Origin of the sequence: Oerskovia douganii (assembly GCF_015142735.1) — a bacterium.
GTDB classification, from domain to species: Bacteria; Actinomycetota; Actinomycetes; order Actinomycetales; family Cellulomonadaceae; genus Oerskovia; species Oerskovia douganii.
Genome location: NZ_JACSPN010000004.1, coordinates 184170 through 205156, shown reverse-complemented (window position 1 = coordinate 205156; position 20987 = coordinate 184170). Strand labels below are relative to the sequence as shown.

The following is a 20987-nucleotide window of genomic DNA, read 5'->3' as shown; positions in this document are numbered from 1 at the left end:
TCCATCACCAGGGACTCCGGACAGGATCGAACATGACGTCACGCCCCGCCGGGCCCCACCGACGCCCCGGGACCACCGGTACCCGCGTCCGCCGTGCGGTCACGCCGCTGCTGGTCATGGGGCTCGTCCTCGCGACGGCAGGGTCGGTCGTCTCGGGCGACGTGCGGTCCGCGACGGCGTCGGCCCCGGTCCCCGTCCCCGTGACCGCGGTCGAGGGGGACAGGGTCGCGGAGAGCCGACCGATCGGCGGGACGGTCGGGCAGGACGTCGCCCCGAACTTCTCGGCCGACGGCGCGGGCCCCGAGGCGCCGACCACGGTCGCGACGTCCCTCTGGTGGCGGTGGACGGCCCCGACGTCCGGCCCCGTCAGCTTCTCGACGAGCGGCAGCGAGGTCGGCACCACGATCGCCGTGCGGCGGGCGTCGGCTCCGAGGACCGTGGTCGCGAGCAACGACGACGACGGGGACGTCGCGACGTCGCGCGTGACGTTCGACGCCGTCGAGGGCGAGGAGTACCTCGTCGAGGTCGGCACCCAGGACGACGAGCCCGGCCTCGTCACGCTGACCTGGCAGGAGCCCGCCCCGGCGCCCGACGCCCTCCCCACCCCGCAGGCGCTCGCGGCCGAGCAGCCCCTGACCACGACGTCGATCCCGTTGAGCGGCACCACGGGCGAGAAGCCGCAGTCCAAGCTGTGGTTCGCGCGGGGGACGTGGTGGGCTGCGCTCGCCTCGACGAGCACGACCCCCGCGGGGACGTGGGTGTGGCGCCACGACGCGTCGGCGGGCACCTGGACCAACGTCGTACGGATCTCGGACCGGACCGACGTCCGTGCGGACGTCAAGGTCGTCGGAGACGTCGCGCACGTCCTGCTCCACGGCCCGACGACGTCGCTCGTCTCGGTCGAGTACGTCGCCTCCTCGAACTCCTACCAGCCGTGGTCCCAGCGTCCGACGGCGACCGCGGTCTCGCTCCCGGGCAGCGAGACGGGCACGATCGACGTCGACTCGACGGGGCGGCTGTGGCTCGTCTCGGACACCAGCACGAGCATCCAGGCGCGCTACGCCGACTCGCCGTACACGGCCTTCTCGGCCCCGGTCACGGTCGCCTCGGGGGTCCTGGACGACGACATCGGGATGGTCACGGCCCTGCCGGGCGGGCGGATCGGGGTGCTCTGGTCCAACCAGAGCACCGAGCGCTTCGGTTTCCGGACGCACGTCGACGGGGCGGACCCGCAGACGTGGACCGCCGACGAGAAGCCCGCACAGGCCTCGGCCCTGAACCTCGGTGACGGCATGGCCGACGATCACATGAACGTCGCGGTGGCCGCGGACGGGACCCTCTACGCGGCGATCAAGACGTCGTACGACGCGCAGGGTGCGACGGTGATCGGGCTGCTCGTCCGCCGGCCGGACGGCACGTGGGACCCGCTCCACGAGGTCGACCGGCTCGGGACGCGTCCTGTCGTCGAGATCGACGAGGTCACGGGGCTCCTGCGCGTCGTCTACACACGCAGTGAGGTCCTCGACGACATCATCGAGAAGGTCACGCCGCTCGCGTCGATCGGCTTCTCGCAGAGCGCCACGACCGTGCTCGACGGGACGTACAACAACGTCACGGGCGCCAAGCAGAACGTGCCGGGGACGACGCTCGTGATGGCGGCCTCGAGCTCGACCGCCGGCACGGCCCGGCTGGCCTGGGTGGACCCGCGGGGACCGGTCGCGACGGCGGGGCTCACGGCGACGTCGGTCGGTGTCCCCGTGACCGGGACTCTCCAGGGGGCGTCCCCGGTGGGGGGTGCGTTGACGTTCGAGGTGGTCGCGGCTCCGTCGTCGGGCTCGGTGGCGGTGACGAACGCGGCCACGGGCGCGTTCACGTACACGCCCGCTGCGGGCTTCGTGGGGGCGACCTCGTTCACGTTCCGGGTCAAGGCGGGGGCGACGTGGTCGAACGTTGCGACGCAGAGCGTGCGGGTCACGGCGGTGGCCGGAGCCCGGGGCACCTGGGAGCTCGACGAGAGCTCGGGCGTGGTCGCGGCGGACTCCTCCGGCTGGGGTTTCCAGGGCACGCTGACCGGGGGCACGAGCTGGGTCACGGGCAAGGTGGGCAGGGCGGTGCGCCTCGACGGTACCGCTGGGAAGGTCTCGGTGCCGGATGCGGACGGGTTGGACGTGTCGTCGGCGTTGACGGTCTCGGCGTGGGTGCGCCCCGAGCGGTCGGCGACGCAGTACGTCGTGAAGAAGGCGGTGTCGGGGTCTGCGGACGGCTACGAGCTGGGGATCTCGAGCGCGGGCAGGCCGTTCCTGCGGGTCAACCAGAAGACCTCGGGTGACACGTTCCGGGTGAACGCGACGTCGGTGCTGCCGACGAACGGGAGCACGTGGGTGCACCTGGCGGGGACCTATGACGGGCAGCGGTTGCGGGTCTACGTGGACGGGGTCGAGCAGGGGAACGTCGCGGGTCCGGCGTCGGTCGGGGTCAACACGCTCCCGCTGACGATCGGCGCCCAGCCCGACGGTCTGTACCCCTTCCAGGGAGCGGTCGACTCGGTGCGACTCTTCGACCGGGCGCTCACCGCCACCCAGGTCGCCGAGCTCGTCCAGGGCGGCGGCCCCGTGCCCACGACCCCGGTCGCGACCGACGGGGCCGCGACCACCACGACCGGTACCGCGGTCACGGGCAGGCTCGCGGGCAGCTCGCCGAGCGGCGGTGCGCTGACGTTCGAGGTGGTCGCGGCTCCGTCGTCGGGCTCGGTGGCGGTGACGAACGCGGCCACGGGCGCGTTCACGTACACGCCCGCCGCGGGCTTCGTCGGGACCACGACCTTCACGTTCCGGGTCAAGGCGGGGGCGACGTGGTCGAACGTCGCGACGCAGACCGTGCGCGTGACCTCGATCGCGGGGATCCGAGGCCTGTGGGGCCTCGACGAGGGGACCGGGACCACGACGGCCGACGCGTCGGGCTGGGGCCAGACCGGGACGCTGTCGGGCGGCACCACCTGGGTGAGCGGGATCGACGGCAGGGCGGTGCGCCTCGACGGTACCGCTGGGAAGGTGTCGGTGCCGGATGCGGACGGGTTGGACGTGTCGTCGGCGCTGACGGTCTCGGCGTGGGTGCGTCCGGAGCGGTCGGCGACGCAGTACGTCGTGAAGAAGGCGGTGTCGGGGTCTGCGGACGGCTACGAGCTGGGGATCTCGAGCGCGGGCAGGCCGTTCCTGCGGGTCAACCAGAAGACCTCGGGTGACACGTTCCGGGTGAACGCGACGTCGGTGCTGCCGACGAACGGGAGCACGTGGGTGCACCTGGCGGGGACGTACGACGGGCAGCGGTTGCGGGTCTACGTGGACGGGGTCGAGCAGGGGAACGTCGCGGGTCCGGCGTCGGTTGGGGTCAACGCGCTCCCGCTGACGATCGGCGCCCAGCCCGACGGTCTGTACCCCTTCCAGGGAGCGGTCGACCAGGCCAGGCTGTACGACCGGGCACTGTCCGGGGCGGAGGTCGCGGCGCTCCGCCAGGCCGTCCAGCCGCCGGCGCAGGCGCCCGTCGCCCAGGACGTGGCGGCCTCGACCGTGAGCGGCACGGCCGTCTCGGGCACCCTCGTGGGCAGCTCGCCGAGCGGCGGTGCGCTGACGTTCGAGGTGGTCGCCGCTCCGTCGTCGGGCTCGGTCGCGGTGACGAACGCGGCCACGGGCGCGTTCACGTACACGCCCGCCGCGGGCTTCGTCGGGACCACGACCTTCACGTACCGGGTGGGCGCGAACGGGCTCTGGTCGAACGTCGCGACGGCGACCGTCCAGGTCGCCCCCGCGGGAGGGATCCGGGGGGCGTGGGACCTCGACGAGGGCACCGGTCTCGCCGCGGCCGACTCGTCGGGCTGGGGAAACGGCGGCGCGCTCTCGGGCGGGGCCACGTGGGTCACCTCGGGCGGACGGTCCGCCGTGCGGTTCGACGGGGCCACCGGCAAGGTCCAGGTCCCCGACGCGGACGTCCTCGACGTCTCGACCGCGCTGACGGTCGCCGCCTGGGTCCGGCCCGAGCAGGTCGCGACCCAGTACGTCGTCAAGAAGGCCGCGCCGAGCGCGACCGACGGGTTCGAGCTGGGGCTGTCGAGCGCCGGCAAGGCGTTCCTGCGCCTCAACCAGGCGACGTCGGGAGACACCTACCGGGTCAACGCGACGTCGACGTACCCCTCGGACGGCGCCACCTGGGTGCACCTCGTGGGCACCTTCGACGGGCAGCGGATGCGCCTGTACGTCGACGGCGTCGAGCAGGGAAACGTCGCCGGGCCCGCAGCGGTCGGCGTCAACACGCTCCCGCTGATCCTCGGCGGGCAGCCCGGCGGCACGCTCCCGCTCAAGGGGGCCGTCGACGGCGTGCGCCTCTACGACCGGGCGCTCGGCGCGGGCGAGGTCGCGGCCCTCAGGACCCAGACACCGCCCCCTGCCTGACCCCTCTCCCGCCGGGGCGCTCGGCCCGGGCCCGCCGGTCCGCACGCGCCTCGCGGACACGGCCCGTGAGCGCCCGGCGACCGTGCCCGAGCGCCACGATCTCCCGGAGCAGGAGCTGCCCCGGCCAACGACCCAGCGCCGCGGTGAAGGACACCGTCCGCAGCCGCGACGGGTAGAGCTCGTTCTGGTCGGGGTAGAGGGACGGGTGCATGCAGGAGTCCAGCAGGTCGGCACCGCCCTCGGCCGCGAGCTGCTTGACGGTCAGCAGCCGCCCCAGGACCCCGGGGGCGTGCTGCGCCCACGCCTCGGCGTACTCGTCGTACCAGGCGAAGAGGGTGCGACCGGACCGCAGGAAGGCCGCCATGTAGAGCGTCTCGCCCGCGGGCCGCAGGGCGAGGAGCGTCGCGCGGCCCGCGGCGGCGTGGGCCTGGAAGACGTCCGTGAACCACTCGGGCCCCTCGCGCAGGCGAGAGAAGCCGACCCCGTCGCGGGCGGGGTCGGCCTTCCACGTCTCGAGCTCGAACCGGAGGAACTCCGCCGGGTCGTCGACGACGTCGAGCGTCAGGGAGTCGAGCTCGGCCGGGACGCCGATCGCCTCGGTGAGCCGACGGGCCCTGCGGCGCACGGCCTTGGCGCGGGACCGCGGGAGGTACCCCAAGGCGCCCGGGTCCTCGACCTCGGCGAAGCGGACGGCGGCGCGGGCGTCGCCACCCCAGACGTGGAGAGTCGACCCGTCGTCCGCGAACGCCTGCTGGAGCGCGGCGCCCCCGGGGCCGTCCCCGGAGACGAACGCCATCTCGATGCTGCCGCCGAGCTCGCGCGAGAACCGACGGAACGCCCGCACGAGCCCCCTCGCGGCCCGCCGTGGGTCGTCCTGGCGCAGCAGCGGGACGCCGAGCGAGGTGAACTGGTTGAGGATCGGCCCGTCGTTCGACGCGTGCCGGTGCGGCCAGCGCCGGTTCGCCGCGACGAGCTCGTAGGGCATGAGCGCGAGCCAGGTGCCGTCCGACTCGACGATCACCAGGCGCAGGGTGCGGTCCCGGTCGAAGTGTGCGGCGGTCGGGACCAGGAAGTCCGGGCCGTAGAAGACGTTGGGCTCGGCGGCGTGCTCGGCGAGGTCCCGCCAGCGGGAGACGTCGTCCGGCCCGAGGGTCGAGACCGCGGCGAGACGGACCGACAGGCGAGGGGTGGCGTGCGAGGTGGTGTGCGAGGTCATGGGTTCCCGTTCGGGGGCGGAGCGGCACGACGGTGCCGCACGGCGGAGCGAGCCCTTGCGGGCTGCACGGTGGAGCGGCGGGGCGAGAGGAGGTCCTCGATCGACCCGTCAGGGCAGGGAGGAGGTCAGCGAGCCGTCGGGAGGTTCGACGGCGGACCCTCACCGGGGTGCTCGAGGCCGAGCGCGGGGCCACGGTAGGTCGTGCGCCGGAGGTAGACGGGAGCGGCAGGGGCGGGGTCCGAGGGTGCGTCGGTCCACGACCTGCGCGTGTGACCGAGTGTCGCGGCGAGGATGCCGCGGTCGTTCCAAGCCATCGAGGGCCCTCCGCCGGGTGTCGTCCCGATCATGTCGCGTCCTCGACGATCTCGCGCGGCGTGCGCGCGACGCGGGTGCGCAGGCCCCGCAGGGCCGGCACGGAGCGCAGGAGGAGCCGCGGGAGGACGCCGCGCGTCGCGAGCACGACCCCGACGAGGGGTCGGCGGTCGCGGTAGAGGGCCGTGGGACCGGCGTTCTTGGGGTGCATGCAGGGGTCGAACCGGTCGGCGGTCGTGCGCTCCAGGACGTGCTCCTGCTCCATCACGCGCCCGATCACGCCGGGGCTGAACCTCGCGAACCGTTCGTCGTAGGTGTCCATCAGGGAGAACAGGGATCCTGCGGCGGCGAACTGCAACGACATGTAGACGACGTCGTCCCCCGCGACGAGCGTGAGCAGGTGGAGGCTCCTGCGGGCGCGCAGGCCGTCGGTCACGTCGGTGAACCACTCGACGGCGCCGGGCGTCACCTGGAGCGCGCCCCCGTCCCGGCCGGCGTCCCCCTTCCAGCCCGCGGCCTCGAGCGCGACGAAGTCCTGGAAGGCCTGCGGGTCCTCGCCCCGGTCCTCCCACCGGAGGGTCGCCCCGGTGGCCTCCTCGAGGCGGCGGGTCAGGCGCTCGACCTGCTTGCGCTTGGAGGGGCTCAGCGCCTCTCTCGGAGGGGGTGCGGCGCTGGACCGGTCGAGCACGGCGCGCTCGAAGCGGGAGCGTTCGAGCAGCGTGACCCGTGCGCGGCGGCAGGCGTCGTGCAGGGCGTCGTGCAGGGGGCCGTCACCGGGCAGCAGCGTGAGCTCGACGAGGGGCGGGAAGCCGTTGCGTCGGTCGGCGAGGAAGCGGAGCAGGTGGTCGAGCGCGGTCGCCGCGTGCTCGGCGTCCACGAGAGGCGCGCACAGTGGTGAGTCGTCCTTGAGGAAGGCGCCCGCGGTCGTCGCGCACCGCAGGGGCGTGCCGTGGAACCGCCCGCCGCGGCTGAGCGGCAGGAGGGCGATCATGCGGTCGTCGCGCTCGACGACGACGAGCACGATCCCGGCGGTGCGGGCGAGCCACCGGGACGCCGTGAGCAGGTACGCGGGGGACAGGAACGGGTTGGGCTCGAGCGCACGGTCCACCAGGTCGGCCCAGCGCTCGGCCTCGGCGTCGGACACGTCGCCCAGCCGCACGGTGCGGGCGCGCACGGCTCCCGTGGGGGCGAGCGGACCCGTCGCCGTCGTGGTGCCCGTGGAGGTCATGGCGTCCCCCGGGGGCTGGGGGCCCGAGCACCGTCGAGGACCCGGTCGAGCCGGGCGCGGGCGTGCGACCAGCTCATCGCTGCGGCGTGCGCCCGACCGGCCTCCTGGGCACGCGCGAGCAGCGACTCGTCGTCGGCGAGCGCGGCCAGCGCGTCCGCGAGGGCCACCACGTCGCCGGGTGGCACCAGGATCCCGGCCGACCCGACGGCCTCCGGGATGCCGCCGACGTCCGAGGCCACGACGGCCGCACCCGCGGACATCCCCTCGAGGGCGGTCAGGGCGAAGGGCTCGGCCCAGCGGGACGGGACCACGACGACGTCGGCCGTTCGCAGGATCTCGCGGACCTCCCCGCGCGGGAGGAATCCGGTGAAGGCCGGGGGGACGGGGGTCCCCGAGGCGCGCTGCCGGAGGGCCTTCTCGTGCGGTGTCAGGGGGGCTGCGGCGTCGAACCCCGCGGAACCCACGACGGTCAGCCGCACGTCCGGCCGGGCCAGGCGGCGGACGGCGTCCACGACGACGTCGGCGCCCTTGTCCGGGATGGTGCGGCCCACGAAGACCACGTGCAGGGTGTCCCCACGGGGTGCGCGTGCGCCGTGCTCGGCAGGGGCGTCGACCCCGTTGTGGACCACGACGACGCGGTCCCGGAGCCCGGGCGGGAGCAGGGTCGCGGTCTCGTCGGCCAGGAACGCGCTCACGCACACGATGCGGTGCACGGGCCCGAGCGTGCGGGCCAGCTCGCGGTGGCCGTAGGTGCGCAGGAGCTGGTTGTGCGCGTAGAGGACGGGCACGTGGCGGGCGGCGTCGACGAGCGGGACGAGCTGGGGGGCGTTGTGCGCTAGCACGTACGACGGCGCCCAGCCGCCCTGGTCGCGGACCGTGGCGGCGTACGCGCGGCGCGCGCCGTGGCGGGGCAGCCCGGCGCGCGAGGAGGCGGCGTCCAGGTAGCGGTCCCACCGTCGCGCGGAGGCCTGCGGGTACTCGAGGACGCTCACGCCGCCGTAACGGTCCGGGTAGGTGCCGCGGGCCACGACGACCGACGACGGTGCGGACGTCGTCGACGCCCCCCGGACCAGGCCGTCCACGACGGTCGGCACCGCGCTGCCCGTGCGCGGCGAGTAGTGGTCGCCGGGCGTGATGACGTGGACGTGCCCGCGCTCGTGCGCACGGACGGGCAGCGACTGGTCGGACCGCTTCATCGGGACCCTCCTGACCGGGTCAGATCACGTCGGCGAAGCCACGCTCGAGCTTCTGGAAGATCAGTGCGCCACCCGTGAAGGCGAGCCCCGACACCACGACCAGGGCGACGACCTGCCACGCCTCGGGGGCCGCCTGCCCGAGCAGCGACCAGCGGAAGCCCTCGAGCAGCCACGTGAGCGGGTTGATGTTGAAGATCCACAGCAGGTTCGCGGGGACGGCCTCCAGCGAGTACGCGACGGGGGTCGCGTACATGAGGATCTGGATGACCCAGGGCAGCGCGTACCCGACGTCGCGGTACTTGACCATGACGGCCGAGCTCGCGACGCCAATCGCGGCGCCGAGCAGCACGGCCAGGAGCGTCCAGAACGGCACGAGCAGGATGGGCCAGCCGGGGTTGATCCCGTAGACGAACAGCAGGACCACGAACAGCCCGAACGCGACGGCGTAGTCGACCAGCACCGCGAGGATCGTCGAGAGCGGCACGAGCATGCGCGGGAAGAAGACCTTCGACACGAGCGACTGGTTCGCCACGAGCGAGGACGACGAACGGCTCGCGACGCCGCTGAACACGTTCCACGCGAGCTGGCCCGCGAAGGCGAAGATGAAGTACGGGACGCCGTTGCTCGGCAGGTCCGCGACCTGACCGAACACGATCGCGAAGATCCCGGCCGAGGCGAGCGGCTGCAGGATGACCCAGGCGATGCCGATCACGGTCTGCCGGTAGCGCAGCAGGACGTCGCGCCGACCGAAGCTGACGAGGACCTCGCGGGCCTCCCACAGCTCCTTGACCGACGGCAGGTCCCACCGCCCGGGCGGGGTGATCACGGTCTTGCTCATCGTCACCACCTCTCGTACTGGAAGTCCGCCAGCACCATGCCGTGCGTCAGCGCCTCGTCGGACGTGACCTCGGGGTACGGCGGGTTGGGCAGGATCTCGAAGGCCCCCGCGCCCTCCCAGGCGTCGAGGATGCCGGTCTTGCACACGTACAGGTCGTACGTGTACTTGCCGGGCTTGAGCCACAGGTCCTTGATCGTCAGCGCGCCGCGCTGCGGGACGGTCGGGTCGAGCCACAGGCCGACGAGGCGTGAGTCGCACTGCACGACGATGTTGCCGTTCATGTCGTTGATGTGGCACGAGACGAAGTAGCTGCCGACCAGGTCCGGGTTCGCGTTCACGGCGAACTCGATGACCTTGTCCTCGGTGGGCTCCATGGTCTCCTCGGCGATCGCCGCCTCGGTGAAACGGAGCTCGCCGGTGCCGGCCCGTCGGGACGCGTCCTGCTGGGCGACGTGGAAGCTCGTGAAGCTGTTGCGGTACTCGGCGAGCGCGTCCTCGACGTTGCCCGCGTAGGTGAGCTTGCCCTGGTCGAGGTAGATCGCGCGGGTGCACAGCGCGGACACGGTCTGCGCCTGGTGGCTCACGTAGAGCACCGTGCGACCGTCGCGTGCGACGTCGCGCATCTTGGCGAGGGACTTGGCCTGGAACTCGGCGTCGCCGACCGCGAGGACCTCGTCGATCGCGAGGATCTCGGTCTCGAGGTGCGCTGCCACCGCGAACGCCAGGCGCACGTACATGCCCGACGAGTAGCGCTTGACCGGGGTCTCGAGGAACTTCTCGACGCCCGAGAAGTCCACGATCTCGTCGAAGCGGCGCTGGATCTCCTTGCGACGCATGCCCAGGAGCGTGCCGTTGAGGTAGACGTTCTCCCGGCCGGTCAGCTCGGGGTGGAACCCCGTGCCGACCTCGAGGAGGCTGCCCACGCGCCCTCCCAGCTCGATCCGGCCCGTCGAGGGGGCCGTGATGCGGGTGAGGAGCTTGAGCAGCGTGCTCTTGCCGGCCCCGTTGCGCCCGATGATGCCCAGCGCCTCGCCCCACGGGACCTCGAAGTCGACGTCCTTGAGGGCCTCGAAGTCCTCGTACTCCGGCTTGTGGAGCGGGTGCTTGACGCGGTTGATCACTGCTTCCGCAGCGGTCGTCGGCCGGAAGCCGCTCTTCGCGATGCGGTAGGACTTGGAGAGGCCCTTCACGGCAACAGCGGGATCCGCCACGGTGTCCCCTTCGGCATGGTGTCCGCGCGCTGCGGATCGTGTGGTGGTCGGAGGAGTCTCGACCGGTGAGAACCGGGCCTTCTACGACACGGGCACACTATCAGCGGGCAGACCCCGGATCAGGGCCGGGAGCGGGTGGAATTCTCCGACAGCCACGAGACGATCGGGGCGGTCGTGCACTCCCACGGGAGCTCGTCCATGGCGTAGCGGTAGGTGCGCCGGCCCTCGTCGTCGGCGGGCGCGGGGTCCGGGCCCAGGCGCTCGACGAGCCACTCGACCCACTCGTCGGTGTCGTCGGTGACCCGGGCCGGGGAACCCGGGTGAGCGCTGGCCCCGTCGGTCGTCGCGATCACGGGACGACCCGTCGCAAGGGCTTCGCCGAACTTCACCGGGGCGCCCACGCCGGCCCGGACGGGCACCGCGACCACCCGGCTGCGCGCCGTGAGGTCGGAGAGCGCCGGGACGCGACCGAGCCCGCGGTAGCCCTCGATCTCGGTGAAGCGGGCGGGGGTGCCGCTCCCCGCGACGTGCCACTCGGCGTCGGGCACGGCCTGCCGCACGCGAGGCCACACGTCCTTGGCGAACCAGGCGATCCCTGCCGTGTTCGGGGTCCACGACCAGTTGCCGAACATCCCGACCACGGGCGGGGGAGCGGCCGCCGGTGGCGGGGGCCACTCGTCGGCGTCGATCCCGTGCGGCGCGACGAGCCGGCGCGCGCCGCCCCCCGCGGGCAGGCGGTCGAGCTCGGCGGGCGAGCAGACCGACACCGCGGAGGCGTCCCGCAGGACCCGGTCCTCGACCGTGCGGAACGAGCGGGCCTCGCGGGTCCTGCCCAGGCGCGTCAGCCACGGGCTCATGACGTTGTGGACGTCGACCAGCACCGGGGTCCCGAGCCGGCGCCCCGCCCCGCGCAGCAGGGCCCAGGACTCGAGGTGCGCGACGACCACGTGGTCGAACCGGCCCGAGCGCGCCCGGCGGCGCGCGAGGAAGTAGCGCGTCGGGTGGGGCAGGCGCTTGTGGAGGAACGGGGCGAACCGCTCGACGGTCGCGATCTCGCGCAGCGACGTGTCGTCCTGGTCGCCCGCGAGCGTCATGACGTGCACGGCCCAGCCGGCGCGCACGAGCGCGCGGATCTGGAAGTACTGCCTGCGCTGGCCGCCCTGCCCGTCCCGGTCGGGGGTCTCGTTGCTGAGCCACAGGACGGGACGCCGGGCACGGGAGGTGTCGGGCGCGTCCTGGTCCATGCGGTCAGCGTAGGGGATGACCCCCGCTGCGGAAGGTCCCTCGACGAGGGTGAAATCCGCGGTCGGTCGCCCAGCGCGGCGGGGGTCCGCGACGTACGATCGACCCTTGGCCCGCGCCGCCGGGCCCGACGGGAGCACCGACGTGACCGACCCGCCCCAGCAGGACGAGCAGGCCCAGCGCCCCACGGGGTGGTGGCGCCGGCCCTGGGTCGTCGGCGTCGCGGGCGCCGTCGTGGTCGCCACGGGGGCCGTCCTGGTCGTCCGCACGGTCGACGGGGGCGCCGCGGCGGAGCCCGGTCCCGCCATGCCGACCGTCGTGAGCGCGAGCGAGCCGGGGGCCGCGCCGGTGTGCGGGTTCCCGGTGCTCGACAAGGTCACGCACGACGGCGTCGACCCGGCCGACCTCGGCGGGCGCCGCGACGTGGTCGACGAGGTCGCGACCCTGACGGACGGCACCGTGCTCTCGCTGCGGGTCCGCGACGGGCTCGCGTACGTCCTCGAGTGGGACCGGTCGAGCGCCTACCGCGTGACCCGGTACGACGTGGCGACGGGGGACGTCGAGGGGACCACGGACTTCGAGCTGCAGCTCGACGAGGGCAGCGAGGCGTTCAGCCCCGAGCAGTTCGAGGTCGACGCCGAGGGCGGCGTCTACTTCCTCGACACGCTCATGCAGCGCCGCGACCTGGTCCGGTTCGAGCTCGACGGCACACGGTCCTGGACGACGCACCTGCCCGAGGGGGACCAGACCGAGGGCGGGGTCCTCGACCTGTTCGGCATGGCCCTGTGGGACGACCTCGACGGTCGGCCCGTGGTCGGCGTGCACGAGACCGAGCGCACCATGCACCTCGTGGGGACCGACGGGAAGATCGTCGGTACGCGTGACGACTTCCCCGGCCAGGTCCTGGGCCAGCTGCCCGACGGCGGGCTCGTGCTCGAGTCCTCGGGCTCCTCGGACGCAGGGTCCACCGACGACCTGACGGTCCTCGACCAGGACGGCGGCGAGGAGCTGCACCTGGGGGCGACGGCCAACGGCCGGTGGGCGTTCGGCAAGCCGTCCCAGTACTGGTTCGACTCCGTGGTCGGCGTCGCCCCGGCGCCCGACGGCGACGGGCTCGTGGTGATCGAGGACGGCCTCGGGTTCGAGCACGTGGGCGCGGACGGCGTGCGGCGCGGCGTGTGGCCCGACGCACGCGCCGACCTGGATGCGGACTTCACGCTCCTCGACGGCTCGCCCCTCGTGCTGGACGACGGCACGTACTACACGCTGACGACGAGCGAGGGGGCCGTCGCCCTCACGGCGATCACGCAGGACCGCATGGCCTACCAGCTCGGCGCGCCCGTGAAGTACAACGCGGTCAACGACGGCTTCCTCGCGGTGCTGGGCGCCGGCGCGGGCCTCGTGACGGACGAGGTCTACAACTACTTCCCGCCGGGCGAGGAGCCCGCCGTGCGCCTGAGCCTCGACGACTCGTGGGGCCGCTGGGCCGACCGCTACGAGCTGCGCCTCCAGGTGCGCGGCGACCCCCGCGTCCCGGACCCCGTCGTGGGCGACGAGCAGGTCGCCGAGATCCCGGCGGACGGCGGGGACGTGCCCGTGACGCTGCCCGCGACGAGGCCCGGGGTCTACGAGGTCGACGCCGCCCTGGTCGAGCGCGCGTCGGGCGACCCCGTCTCGGGGACGTGCCTGCGGTACACGGTCGGCGCGCCCGGCGCCCCGCTCGACCTCGCCGGGCTGGCCGACGGCGCCGACTGGGGAGGGGCCTCGGTCCTGCGGGGGGTGCAGCTCGCCGACCAGCTCGGCGTCGACAGCTACCGCTGGCAGCTCGACTTCGGGGCGATCGTCCCCGACCCGACCGGCACCCCGGCCGCCGACGGGCTGGTCTGGGACTCGCTCCCGAGCGCGGGCGTGCCCGAGCCCGAGGAGGGGGCCGAGACCGACCCCGACCCCTTCGCCGAGCTCGCGGCCGCCGCGGCGCTCGCGGGGAGCAGCGGGGTCACGCTGACCCTCCAGCTCGGGTCGGGCGGCGAGGCCGAGCGGGCCGCGGTCGACGCGGGCACGTGGGAGGGGTGGTCGCGCGAGATCGTCGCGGCCGTCGCGGAGCGGGCGCCGGGGATCGTGGCCTGGCAGCCCTGGAACGAGCCCAACAACACGGGCTTCGGCGACGGTGCGCAGTACGAGGAGCAGGTCGGTGCGCCGTTCGCGGCGGGCGCGCGCGCAGCGCTGCCGGGCGTCGTGGTCGTCGGGGGGAACACGCTCGGGATCGTGCCGGACTGGTGGGCCGCACTCGTCGACGCGGGCGGGTGCGCGTCGATGGACGTCGTCGGGATCCATCCCTACACGGGGCTCAACCGGTCCTGGGAGGAGGAGGGCTTCTCGGTGGCGGACGCCGAGCTCGACCAGCTCCGGGACGCGCTCGCGCCGTGCGGCGACGTCCCGCTGTGGGACACCGAGTCCGGCTGGTGGTCCGACGGCGTCGCGAACTTCTGGGCCGGCGGCTCCGACGTCGCGCGCAAGCTCCTGTGGTACGGGTCCGAGGGGATCGACGAGTGGACCTACTTCTTCTCCGAGGGCGGGTTCGGGGAGTCCGGCAACTCGTGGTCCCTCGTGCAGTACGGCAGCTACGTCAAGCCCGCCGGGGCGGCCTTCGCCGCGACCTCGGCCCTGCTCGAGCCCTACGGGACGCCGACGTTCGTCGAGACGGGCGTGCCGGGCACGTTCGCGGCCACGGCCCAGGGGCCCGGTGGCGAGCCGTTGCTCGCGGTCTGGGGAGACGACCTGTCGACCACCGTGCGCCTGACGGCGGCGGGCGGCGACGGCGACGACGGCGACGACGGCACGGTGCGAAGGATCGACCAGTACGGGGCCGTGGCGTCCCTCGACGTCGGAGGGGACGGGGTCGACCTCCCGGTCACGGGCGCGCCCGTCTTCCTCGTCGGGGAGCCCGGCCAGACCCTGGGCGTCCAGGCCGTCGAGCCGTTCGGTCCCGACCTCCTGGCGGGGCGTCCCGTCACGGCCACCTCGACCCACGAGGAGGCCGACGCCCAGGTCGTGACGTCCGGGACGTTCGACGTGCGCGACCCGTGGCGGTCCGGTCGCCTCGCGGACGACGTCGTCGACGAGAACCCCTCGGTGACCGTGACGACCGACGGGCCGCAGACCGTCGACCGGATCGCCGTCGCGACGGCGGGGATCCGCTGCTGCAGCATGGGTCTGCGCGACTACACGGTCTCGGTCCAGCTCCCCGACGGCACCTGGCAGGACGTCGCCCGGCAGGAGGACCAGTTCTCCGACCGGGTCGCGGTGTTCGAGATCGAGCCGGTCGAGGTCACCGCGGTGCGCGTCTCGGTGCCCATGACGACCGAGCGGGGCGTGCCCGTGCTCGCGGCGAACTACTCGGGCGTCGTGGGTGGGCTGCACCCGTCGTTCCTGCCGCTCGCGACCGAGAGCGCGTACGTCGCGACCGTGAGCGCGCTCCAGGCCTGGGGGCCCGGGGCCTGACCAGCGTCAGCGCGCGGCCACGCTCCGCCACACGGCCGCGTGCTGCGCCGCGCTGCGCTCCCAGGTGAAGTCCGCCGAGCGGGCCCGGCCGCGCTCGACCATGGCCGCGACCTCCGCGTCGTCCGAGAGCGCGAACAGGGTCGCCTGGGCGATCTCGTCGGGCGTCGGGTCGACGAGCAGCCCGCCGTCGCCCACGACCTCGGGCAACGAGCTCGTGCGGGCCGCGACCACGGGAACTCCCGCGGCCATGCCCTCGAGCGCGGGCAGGCCGAACCCCTCGTAGTGCGACGGGACCACGACGACGGCCGCGCCGGCGACCAGGCCGGGCATGACGTCGTCGGGCAGGCGACCGACGAGGCGCGTGCCCGCGAGCGCGCCGAACAGCTTGTCGCGCCGCCAGTTCTGCGGGCCGCTCATGACGAGCGTGAGGTCCGGCCGCGCGCTGTGGATCAGGGGCCACGCCGCGGCGAGGCTCTCCAGGTTCTTGCGCTGCGAGGCGCCGCCCGCGTGCAGGACGTACGGCCCCGTGACGCCCAGGGCCTCGAGCGCTGCGGCGTCGAGCGGCGGGGTGCGGAAGTAGCGCTCGTCGACCCCGTTGTAGGCGACGTGCGGGCGCTCGACGCCGAGCAGCTCGGCGATCTCGTCGGCGCTGAACTCGGAGACCGTGACGACGGCCGCCGCCCGGCGGGCCTCCTCGGCGGCGGCGCGGACCGGGCGGGACTCGTCCTCGAACCGCCACGAGACCACGTCCTGGATGGTCACGACGTCGCGCGTCGGGTGCGGAGGGAGCTCGAGGCCGACGCGGTGCACGACGGCGCCGCGCGGGTACACGAGCCGGCCTGCGGCTCGGCGCAGCGCGGGCGAGGCCGTGCCGAGCCGGGACAGCGGGAGGCGGAGCGTGCCGGGCAGCGGCGAGCGCAGGGACCGCGCGACGGCACGCGTCACGGTCCAGTCCCCGGGCGCGTTCGCCGAGCCCGCCCCGGGCGACGTGGGGGCACCGGCTCGAGCGGGTGAAACCGCTGGTCCGGCCGGTGCGGACAGGGCTCCGGCCGCCCTCGTGGCGACCTCCTCCTGGTAAACTTGCGCGCCCATGGGCACCTCTACCGCGACGGTCGCGATCACCAGCTGCGGCATGCGGGGAGTCCGTTCTCTCGCGGTCCGGGAAGTGCCTCACTCTAGCGGCGCGCAGCGCCTGGACCACGGTCCTGAGAGGGCGAAATGAGTCCCCGGACCGCGCTCGTCACCAGCTCCTACGCGCCCCGCACGGGTGGCGTCGAGACCCACGTCCAGCACGTCGCGCGCGTGCTCGCCGCCCGCGGGGAGACGGTCGAGGTGTGGGCGGTCGACCAGGGCGAGCACCTCGGGACCCGCGTGCTCGACGGCGTCACGGTCCGCTACCTGCCGACCCCCCAGCCCTCGCGCGGTGCGCGCGGCGCCCTGGCCTTCGCGGTCCGCTGGCCCGCGGCCGCCTGGCGGTGGTTCGGTGCCTACCGCTCGCTGCGCCCCGACGTCCTGCACGTGCAGTGCTTCGGCCCCAACGGTGTCTACGCCACGGCCCTGGGGCGGGTCACGCGCACCCCGCTCGTGGTCAGCTCGCACGGCGAGACGTTCGCCGACGACCACGACGCGCTCGGCACGTCGTGGTGGATGCGCACCTGGTTCGGCGCGTCGCTCGCCCGCGCCGACGCCGTGACCGGCTGCTCGACGATCGTCACCGAGGACCTGGCCGAGCGGTTCGGGTACGCGGGGGCCGTGGTCGTGCCGAACGGCGTGGACCTCACGACGCCCACCCCGGTACCCGTGGCCCCCGCGGTCGCCGCCCCCGCCCCGGCCCCGCGCGGGACCCGGGCCCGCCCCGTCGAGCCGAGCGACGCCGTCGGGCCTCCCGTGCTCCTCGCGGTCGGCCGGGTCGAGCACGTCAAGGGCTTCGACCTGCTGCTCGAGGCGTTCGCGGCGTCGGGTCTCGCGGACCGGGCGCGGCTCGTGGTCGTGGGCGACGGGTCGGAGCTCGCGACGCTGCGCCGTCGCGCCGAGGTGCTCGGGGTCGCGGACCGCGTGTCCTTCCCGGGCATGCTCGGGCCCGACGCGGTCGCCGCGGCGCTCGCGGACGCCGCGGTCGTGGTGGTCCCGAGCCGCAAGGAGGCCGCGTCGATCGTGGTCCTCGAGGCCTGGCGGGCGGGGCGCCCGGTCGTGGGCACCGTGCTCGGTGGCCCGCGCACCCTCGTCACCGACGGCGTCGACGGCCTCCTGGTCGACCCGCGCGACCCGGTGCTGCTCGCGGACGCGATCGGGGCGCTGCTGGACGCGCCGGAGGTCGCGGCCGCGATGGGGGCCGCGGGGCGCCGCACGGTCGAGGACTACACGTGGGAGGCCGTCGCGGACCGGTACGACGAGGTCTACGAGCGCGTCCTGGCGGCACGTCCCGCCCAGCGAGGCCGTCCGCGGAGGTAGCGCCCTGCCTGCCGGGCCTCGCGCACGACGGCCTACCCCGCGAGGGGCCCGGAGCGCGCCGTGGGGCGCTGCGTGCACGCGAGCACCAGGCACGTGACCGCGCCCACGAGCAGCAGGGACGCGACGACGTCGCTCGGGCGGTGCGCGTGCTCCAGCAACGAGGCGACGCACGCGGCGAGGCTCACGACGACGGCCCACGCGACGAGCGCCCCCGACCGCCGCGGCCAGAGGAACAGGACCGCGACGCACAGCGCGGCGGTCACGGCCACGTGCCCCGAGGGCAGGGTGTTCTGCGGGTAGGCCAGGTCCGCGAGGTCGGGCCGGTCGAGCGCCCCGTCGCGGAGCCAGCGGGCGAGCGGGACCGTGACGGCCACGACCCCGACCGCGCGCAGCACCGCGCGGCGTCGGCCGGCCCGCAGCGCGAGCACGCCGAGCACGGCGCACACGGCCCCGAGCGCGACGGGCAGGGCCGGGCGCAGGACCTGCGCGAACGAGCCGAGGAACGGGTTGAGCTGCTGCCACGAGACGAACGCGCCGTTGTCGAGCTGCTGCCCCGCGAGGGTGCGGACGGTCACGACGTACGTCGCGGCGAACACTGCTCCGAGCACCAGGGCTGCGGCGAGCAGGAGCGGGACGCGGGCCGAGCGCCCGCGGCGCGTGCCGACGTCGTGCAGCTCGTCCGTGGTCACGGGCAGGCCTTCCTCGAGCGGGGACGTGCGGCGGGCGGCACCCGGGAGCGTCCACGGGTGGCTGTGAGCACTGTCGGACGACGACGGCTCGTCGTGCGCGAGCCGGTCGGGTGAAAACGGTGCTCCCACTGTGGCCCCGGTGGCGTTCGGTGTCTACCGTCGTACTGCACAGATGCCCCGGGCACCGGTCTCGCGAGGTCCGGGGCGCCGCTCGTCCGACGACAGAAGGTCCTTCATGGCACGGAGCCGGGTGCTGAGCATCGTCGACCTGACGGATCAGGACATCGAGGCGTGGCGGGCGCTCGCAACCCGCGCCGCCGAGCCCAACCCCTACTTCGAGCCCGAGATGCTGGTGCCCGCCGTGCGCGAGCTCTCCGGCGGGGCCGGGCTGCGGCTCCTGGTCGTCGACGCGGGCCCGGACGAGGACCCCGGCTGGTGGGCCGCGCTCCCGTTCGAGATGGTCCCGGGCGACAAGCACTGGCCGTTGCGGCACGCCTCGACCGGGTCGGACTTCCTCGCGCTGTACTGCCCGCTGGGCACGCCGCTCGTCGACGGCGCGCGCGTCGACGAGGCGGTCGACGCGCTGGTCGACGCGTTCCACGAGCGGCGGCGCGAGCTCGGGCAGGCGGTCGACCTGCACCTGCTGGCCCGCGGCGGTCGGGTCGACCAGCGGCTCGAGGAGGTGTGCCGGGAGCGGGGGATCCCGGTGCACACCTGGGGCGGCGACCCCCGGGGCGCGGTCCGGTTTGACGAGGGGGCGCCCGGGAGCTGGGCCGAGCGCATGCCCCGTGGCAGGTCGCTCGCGCGCGGTCGCCGACGTCTCGAGCGTGCGGTCGGGGAGACCCTGGTCCTGGAGGACCGGGCCGACGACCCGGAGATCGCGAAGGCGTTCCTCGACTTCGAGCAGCAGGGGTGGAAGGGCGACGCGTCGCGCGGCGGCATGGGCTTCCGGAGCAGGCGCGGCGGGCAGGAGTGGTTCACGCAGATGCTCGCGGGGTTCGCCGGGACGGGCCGCGCCCACGTGTTCGCGCTCGTGGCCGGCGGGGTCCTGCTGCACATGGCGGTGATCGTCTGCACGGGGTCCACGGCGTTCGGCTACTTCGACGTCTACAGCGAGGAGTGGGCCCGGTACGGGCCGGGCGCGATCGGTCGCATGATGGCGTTGTCGTGGCTCGACGAGAACTCCGAGGTCGACGTGTTCGACAGCTCGATGAACCCCTCGCTCTACCCCGACGCGACCGCGTTGTTCCCCGACCGGTTGACGATGGTCTCGTCGACCGTCGTCACGGGGGGTCTCCTCGCGCGCCTGGCCATGCGGGTCATGCGCGCGGCCGCACGCGTGGTGCGGCGCTTCCGGTGAGGGCGCGACCGGCGACGCTCGTCGGAGCGGTCGAGACGACGGGCACGGGGGTCACGAGCAGGGTCGTCCGGGTCGCCGACCTGGCGGGTGAGGACCTTGCGGCCTGGCAGCGCCTCGCGGACTCCTCGCTCGAGCCCAACCTCTACTTCGAGCCCGCGGTCCTGGGGGCGGCGACCCGCGGGATGGGTGGCGGGCGCGCGGTCATGGCCCTCGTCGTGGCCGACGGGTCGGGCTGGCTCGCGTTCCTCCCGTTCGAGTCGGTGGGCCGCAACCGGCTGTGGCCCGCGCGTCACGCGAGCCTCGACGGGCCGTTCGTCGAGCGGTTCGCGGCGCTGCGCGCGCCGCTCCTGGACGCGGCCCGCCCGCGGCTCGCGGTCGAGTCGCTGGTCGCGGCCCTCCGTGCCCGACGGCGGGCGCTCGGCCAGGCGGTCGACCTCCCGCTGCTGAGAGCGTCGGGGGACACCACGACGCTGCTGCTGGAGGCCTTCGCCCGTGCGGGAATGCCCGTGCGCGAGTGGGACCGCATCTCGCGCGGTGCGTTCGTCCCGGGTCGGGGCGTGCGTGCGGAGCTCGGTCCGGAGATGTCGGCGTCGCGGCGCAAGAACCTCCGGCGCCGACGTCGCCACCTCGCCGAGGCGCTGGGGGAGGAGCTGCGGATCGTCGACGCCACGTCGGAGCCGGGCGTCGTCGAGCAGTTCCTCGACCTCGAGGCCGCGGGGTGGAAGGGGGACCGGGACAGGGGCGGTCAGGCCCGCCGCGTGGTGCCCGGGGCCGCGACGTGGTTCGCCGGGCTGGTCGAGGCCTATCGCGAGCGTGGCGAGGCGCACGTGCTGCGCGTCGGCCCGGCGGCGGAGCCGGTGTACCTCGCGGTGCGCGTCCGGCGCGACGGCGTGGTCTTCTCGATCTCCGACGCCTATGCACCGGCCTGGTCGGCGCACTCACCGGGGGCATGGGGGCGGCTGCTCGGGATGCGCCTGCTCGCCGAGGCGCCGGGGACGGTGCTGGTCGACAGCTGCGTCGACCCGCGCCGCTACCCCGACGAGACGCTCCTCTACCCGGACCGCGTGGACCTGGTCTCGGTCACGTGCGCCGTGGGGAGCTGGCCGTCGCGGGTGCTGCTGTCGGCGATCGTGGCGGCGGGGCGGGGCCGGCGGAGCCTGCGCGCCGGCCGGATCCTGCGCGCCCGGCGCGGCTGACGACGCGTCCTGCCGTGGGCGAACCGCCGTGCCTCGTGTCGGCCCTGCGGCGTAACCTGGTGCTCGCACCCTCAGCCCGGACCGTCCTCACCTCGGTCCGGG

Annotated in this window: 14 protein-coding genes; 5 read left to right on the top strand and 9 right to left on the bottom strand. The window is 74.4% G+C overall.

Features of this window, described 5'->3' with window-relative positions; translation table 11 throughout:
• The first annotated feature begins 32 nt into the window (after positions 1–32).
• Entirely contained in the window at positions 33–4445 is a 4413-nt protein-coding gene (locus H9623_RS05105) for a LamG-like jellyroll fold domain-containing protein (protein ID WP_193718974.1), read from the top strand.
• On the opposite strand, the gene H9623_RS05100 is transcribed toward H9623_RS05105, so the two are convergent.
• The 7 genes from H9623_RS05100 to H9623_RS05070 form a co-directional block, all read right to left on the bottom strand.
• Entirely contained in the window at positions 4417–5661 is a 1245-nt protein-coding gene (locus H9623_RS05100; protein ID WP_193718973.1) for a GNAT family N-acetyltransferase, read from the bottom strand. The genes H9623_RS05105 and H9623_RS05100 overlap by 29 nt on opposite strands.
• 125 nt (positions 5662–5786) lie before the next feature.
• Positions 5787–5975 carry a hypothetical protein gene (locus tag H9623_RS05095; protein WP_193718972.1) on the bottom strand — a complete coding sequence of 63 codons (189 nt, stop codon included), beginning with the start codon at positions 5973–5975 and terminating at the stop codon, positions 5787–5789.
• A gap of 29 nt (positions 5976–6004) precedes the next feature.
• Positions 6005–7201, bottom strand: coding sequence for a GNAT family N-acetyltransferase (locus H9623_RS05090; RefSeq protein WP_193718971.1), 1197 nt, complete (start codon positions 7199–7201; stop codon positions 6005–6007).
• A complete protein-coding gene (locus H9623_RS05085; protein ID WP_193718970.1) occupies positions 7198–8397 on the bottom strand; it encodes a glycosyltransferase family 4 protein in 1200 nt (399 codons plus the stop codon). Before H9623_RS05085 ends, H9623_RS05090 begins: the two co-directional genes overlap by 4 nt.
• A gap of 19 nt (positions 8398–8416) precedes the next feature.
• Positions 8417–9235 (bottom strand): ABC transporter permease, encoded by an 819-nt coding sequence (locus tag H9623_RS05080; RefSeq protein ID WP_193718969.1) that lies wholly within the window; start codon positions 9233–9235, stop codon positions 8417–8419.
• Between the two features lie 2 nt (positions 9236–9237).
• A complete protein-coding gene (locus tag H9623_RS05075; RefSeq protein WP_193718968.1) occupies positions 9238–10446 on the bottom strand; it encodes an ABC transporter ATP-binding protein in 1209 nt (402 codons plus the stop codon).
• A gap of 119 nt (positions 10447–10565) precedes the next feature.
• Positions 10566–11690 (bottom strand): glycosyltransferase family 4 protein, encoded by a 1125-nt coding sequence (locus H9623_RS05070; RefSeq protein ID WP_193718967.1) that lies wholly within the window; start codon positions 11688–11690, stop codon positions 10566–10568.
• A 106-nt stretch (positions 11691–11796) separates the two neighbouring features.
• Here H9623_RS05070 and H9623_RS05065 point away from each other — a divergent pair, with 106 nt between their 5' ends.
• Entirely contained in the window at positions 11797–15189 is a 3393-nt protein-coding gene (locus H9623_RS05065) for a hypothetical protein (protein ID WP_193718966.1), read from the top strand.
• Between the two features lie 6 nt (positions 15190–15195).
• On the opposite strand, the gene H9623_RS05060 is transcribed toward H9623_RS05065, so the two are convergent.
• On the bottom strand, positions 15196–16323 hold the full coding sequence (locus tag H9623_RS05060; protein ID WP_193718965.1) for a glycosyltransferase family 4 protein: 1128 nt from the start codon (positions 16321–16323) through the stop codon (positions 15196–15198).
• An 84-nt stretch (positions 16324–16407) separates the two neighbouring features.
• Here H9623_RS05060 and H9623_RS05055 point away from each other — a divergent pair, with 84 nt between their 5' ends.
• On the top strand, positions 16408–17640 hold the full coding sequence (locus H9623_RS05055) for a glycosyltransferase family 4 protein (RefSeq protein WP_193718964.1): 1233 nt from the start codon (positions 16408–16410) through the stop codon (positions 17638–17640).
• A gap of 32 nt (positions 17641–17672) precedes the next feature.
• Here the strand turns inward: H9623_RS05055 and H9623_RS19935 are convergent, their stop codons facing one another.
• The gene (locus tag H9623_RS19935; protein ID WP_193718963.1) at positions 17673–18329 is read right to left on the bottom strand and encodes a phosphatase PAP2 family protein; all 657 of its coding nucleotides are present in this window, start codon (positions 18327–18329) and stop codon (positions 17673–17675) included.
• A gap of 235 nt (positions 18330–18564) precedes the next feature.
• Between H9623_RS19935 and H9623_RS05045 the strand changes: the two genes are divergently transcribed.
• Both H9623_RS05045 and H9623_RS05040 read left to right on the top strand, forming a co-directional pair.
• The gene (locus tag H9623_RS05045) at positions 18565–19689 is read left to right on the top strand and encodes a GNAT family N-acetyltransferase (protein ID WP_193718962.1); all 1125 of its coding nucleotides are present in this window, start codon (positions 18565–18567) and stop codon (positions 19687–19689) included.
• Entirely contained in the window at positions 19686–20885 is a 1200-nt protein-coding gene (locus H9623_RS05040; protein ID WP_193718961.1) for a GNAT family N-acetyltransferase, read from the top strand. Before H9623_RS05045 ends, H9623_RS05040 begins: the two co-directional genes overlap by 4 nt.
• Positions 20886–20987: the final 102 nt, after the last annotated feature.

Excerpts from the sequence above, each read along its gene's own strand:
- H9623_RS05105 (WP_193718974.1), top strand. The coding sequence starts at position 33 with ATGACGTCACGCCCCGCCGGGCCCCACCGACGCCCCGGGACCACCGGT.
- H9623_RS05100 (WP_193718973.1), bottom strand. The coding sequence starts at position 5,661 with ATGACCTCGCACACCACCTCGCACGCCACCCCTCGCCTGTCGGTCCGT.
- H9623_RS05095 (WP_193718972.1), bottom strand. The coding sequence starts at position 5,975 with ATGGCTTGGAACGACCGCGGCATCCTCGCCGCGACACTCGGTCACACG.
- H9623_RS05090 (WP_193718971.1), bottom strand. The coding sequence starts at position 7,201 with ATGACCTCCACGGGCACCACGACGGCGACGGGTCCGCTCGCCCCCACG.
- H9623_RS05085 (WP_193718970.1), bottom strand. The coding sequence starts at position 8,397 with ATGAAGCGGTCCGACCAGTCGCTGCCCGTCCGTGCGCACGAGCGCGGG.
- H9623_RS05080 (WP_193718969.1), bottom strand. The coding sequence starts at position 9,235 with ATGAGCAAGACCGTGATCACCCCGCCCGGGCGGTGGGACCTGCCGTCG.
- H9623_RS05070 (WP_193718967.1), bottom strand. The coding sequence starts at position 11,690 with ATGGACCAGGACGCGCCCGACACCTCCCGTGCCCGGCGTCCCGTCCTG.
- H9623_RS05060 (WP_193718965.1), bottom strand. The coding sequence starts at position 16,323 with ATGCCGCAGCTGGTGATCGCGACCGTCGCGGTAGAGGTGCCCATGGGC.
- H9623_RS05055 (WP_193718964.1), top strand. The coding sequence starts at position 16,408 with ATGAGTCCCCGGACCGCGCTCGTCACCAGCTCCTACGCGCCCCGCACG.
- H9623_RS05045 (WP_193718962.1), top strand. The coding sequence starts at position 18,565 with ATGGCACGGAGCCGGGTGCTGAGCATCGTCGACCTGACGGATCAGGAC.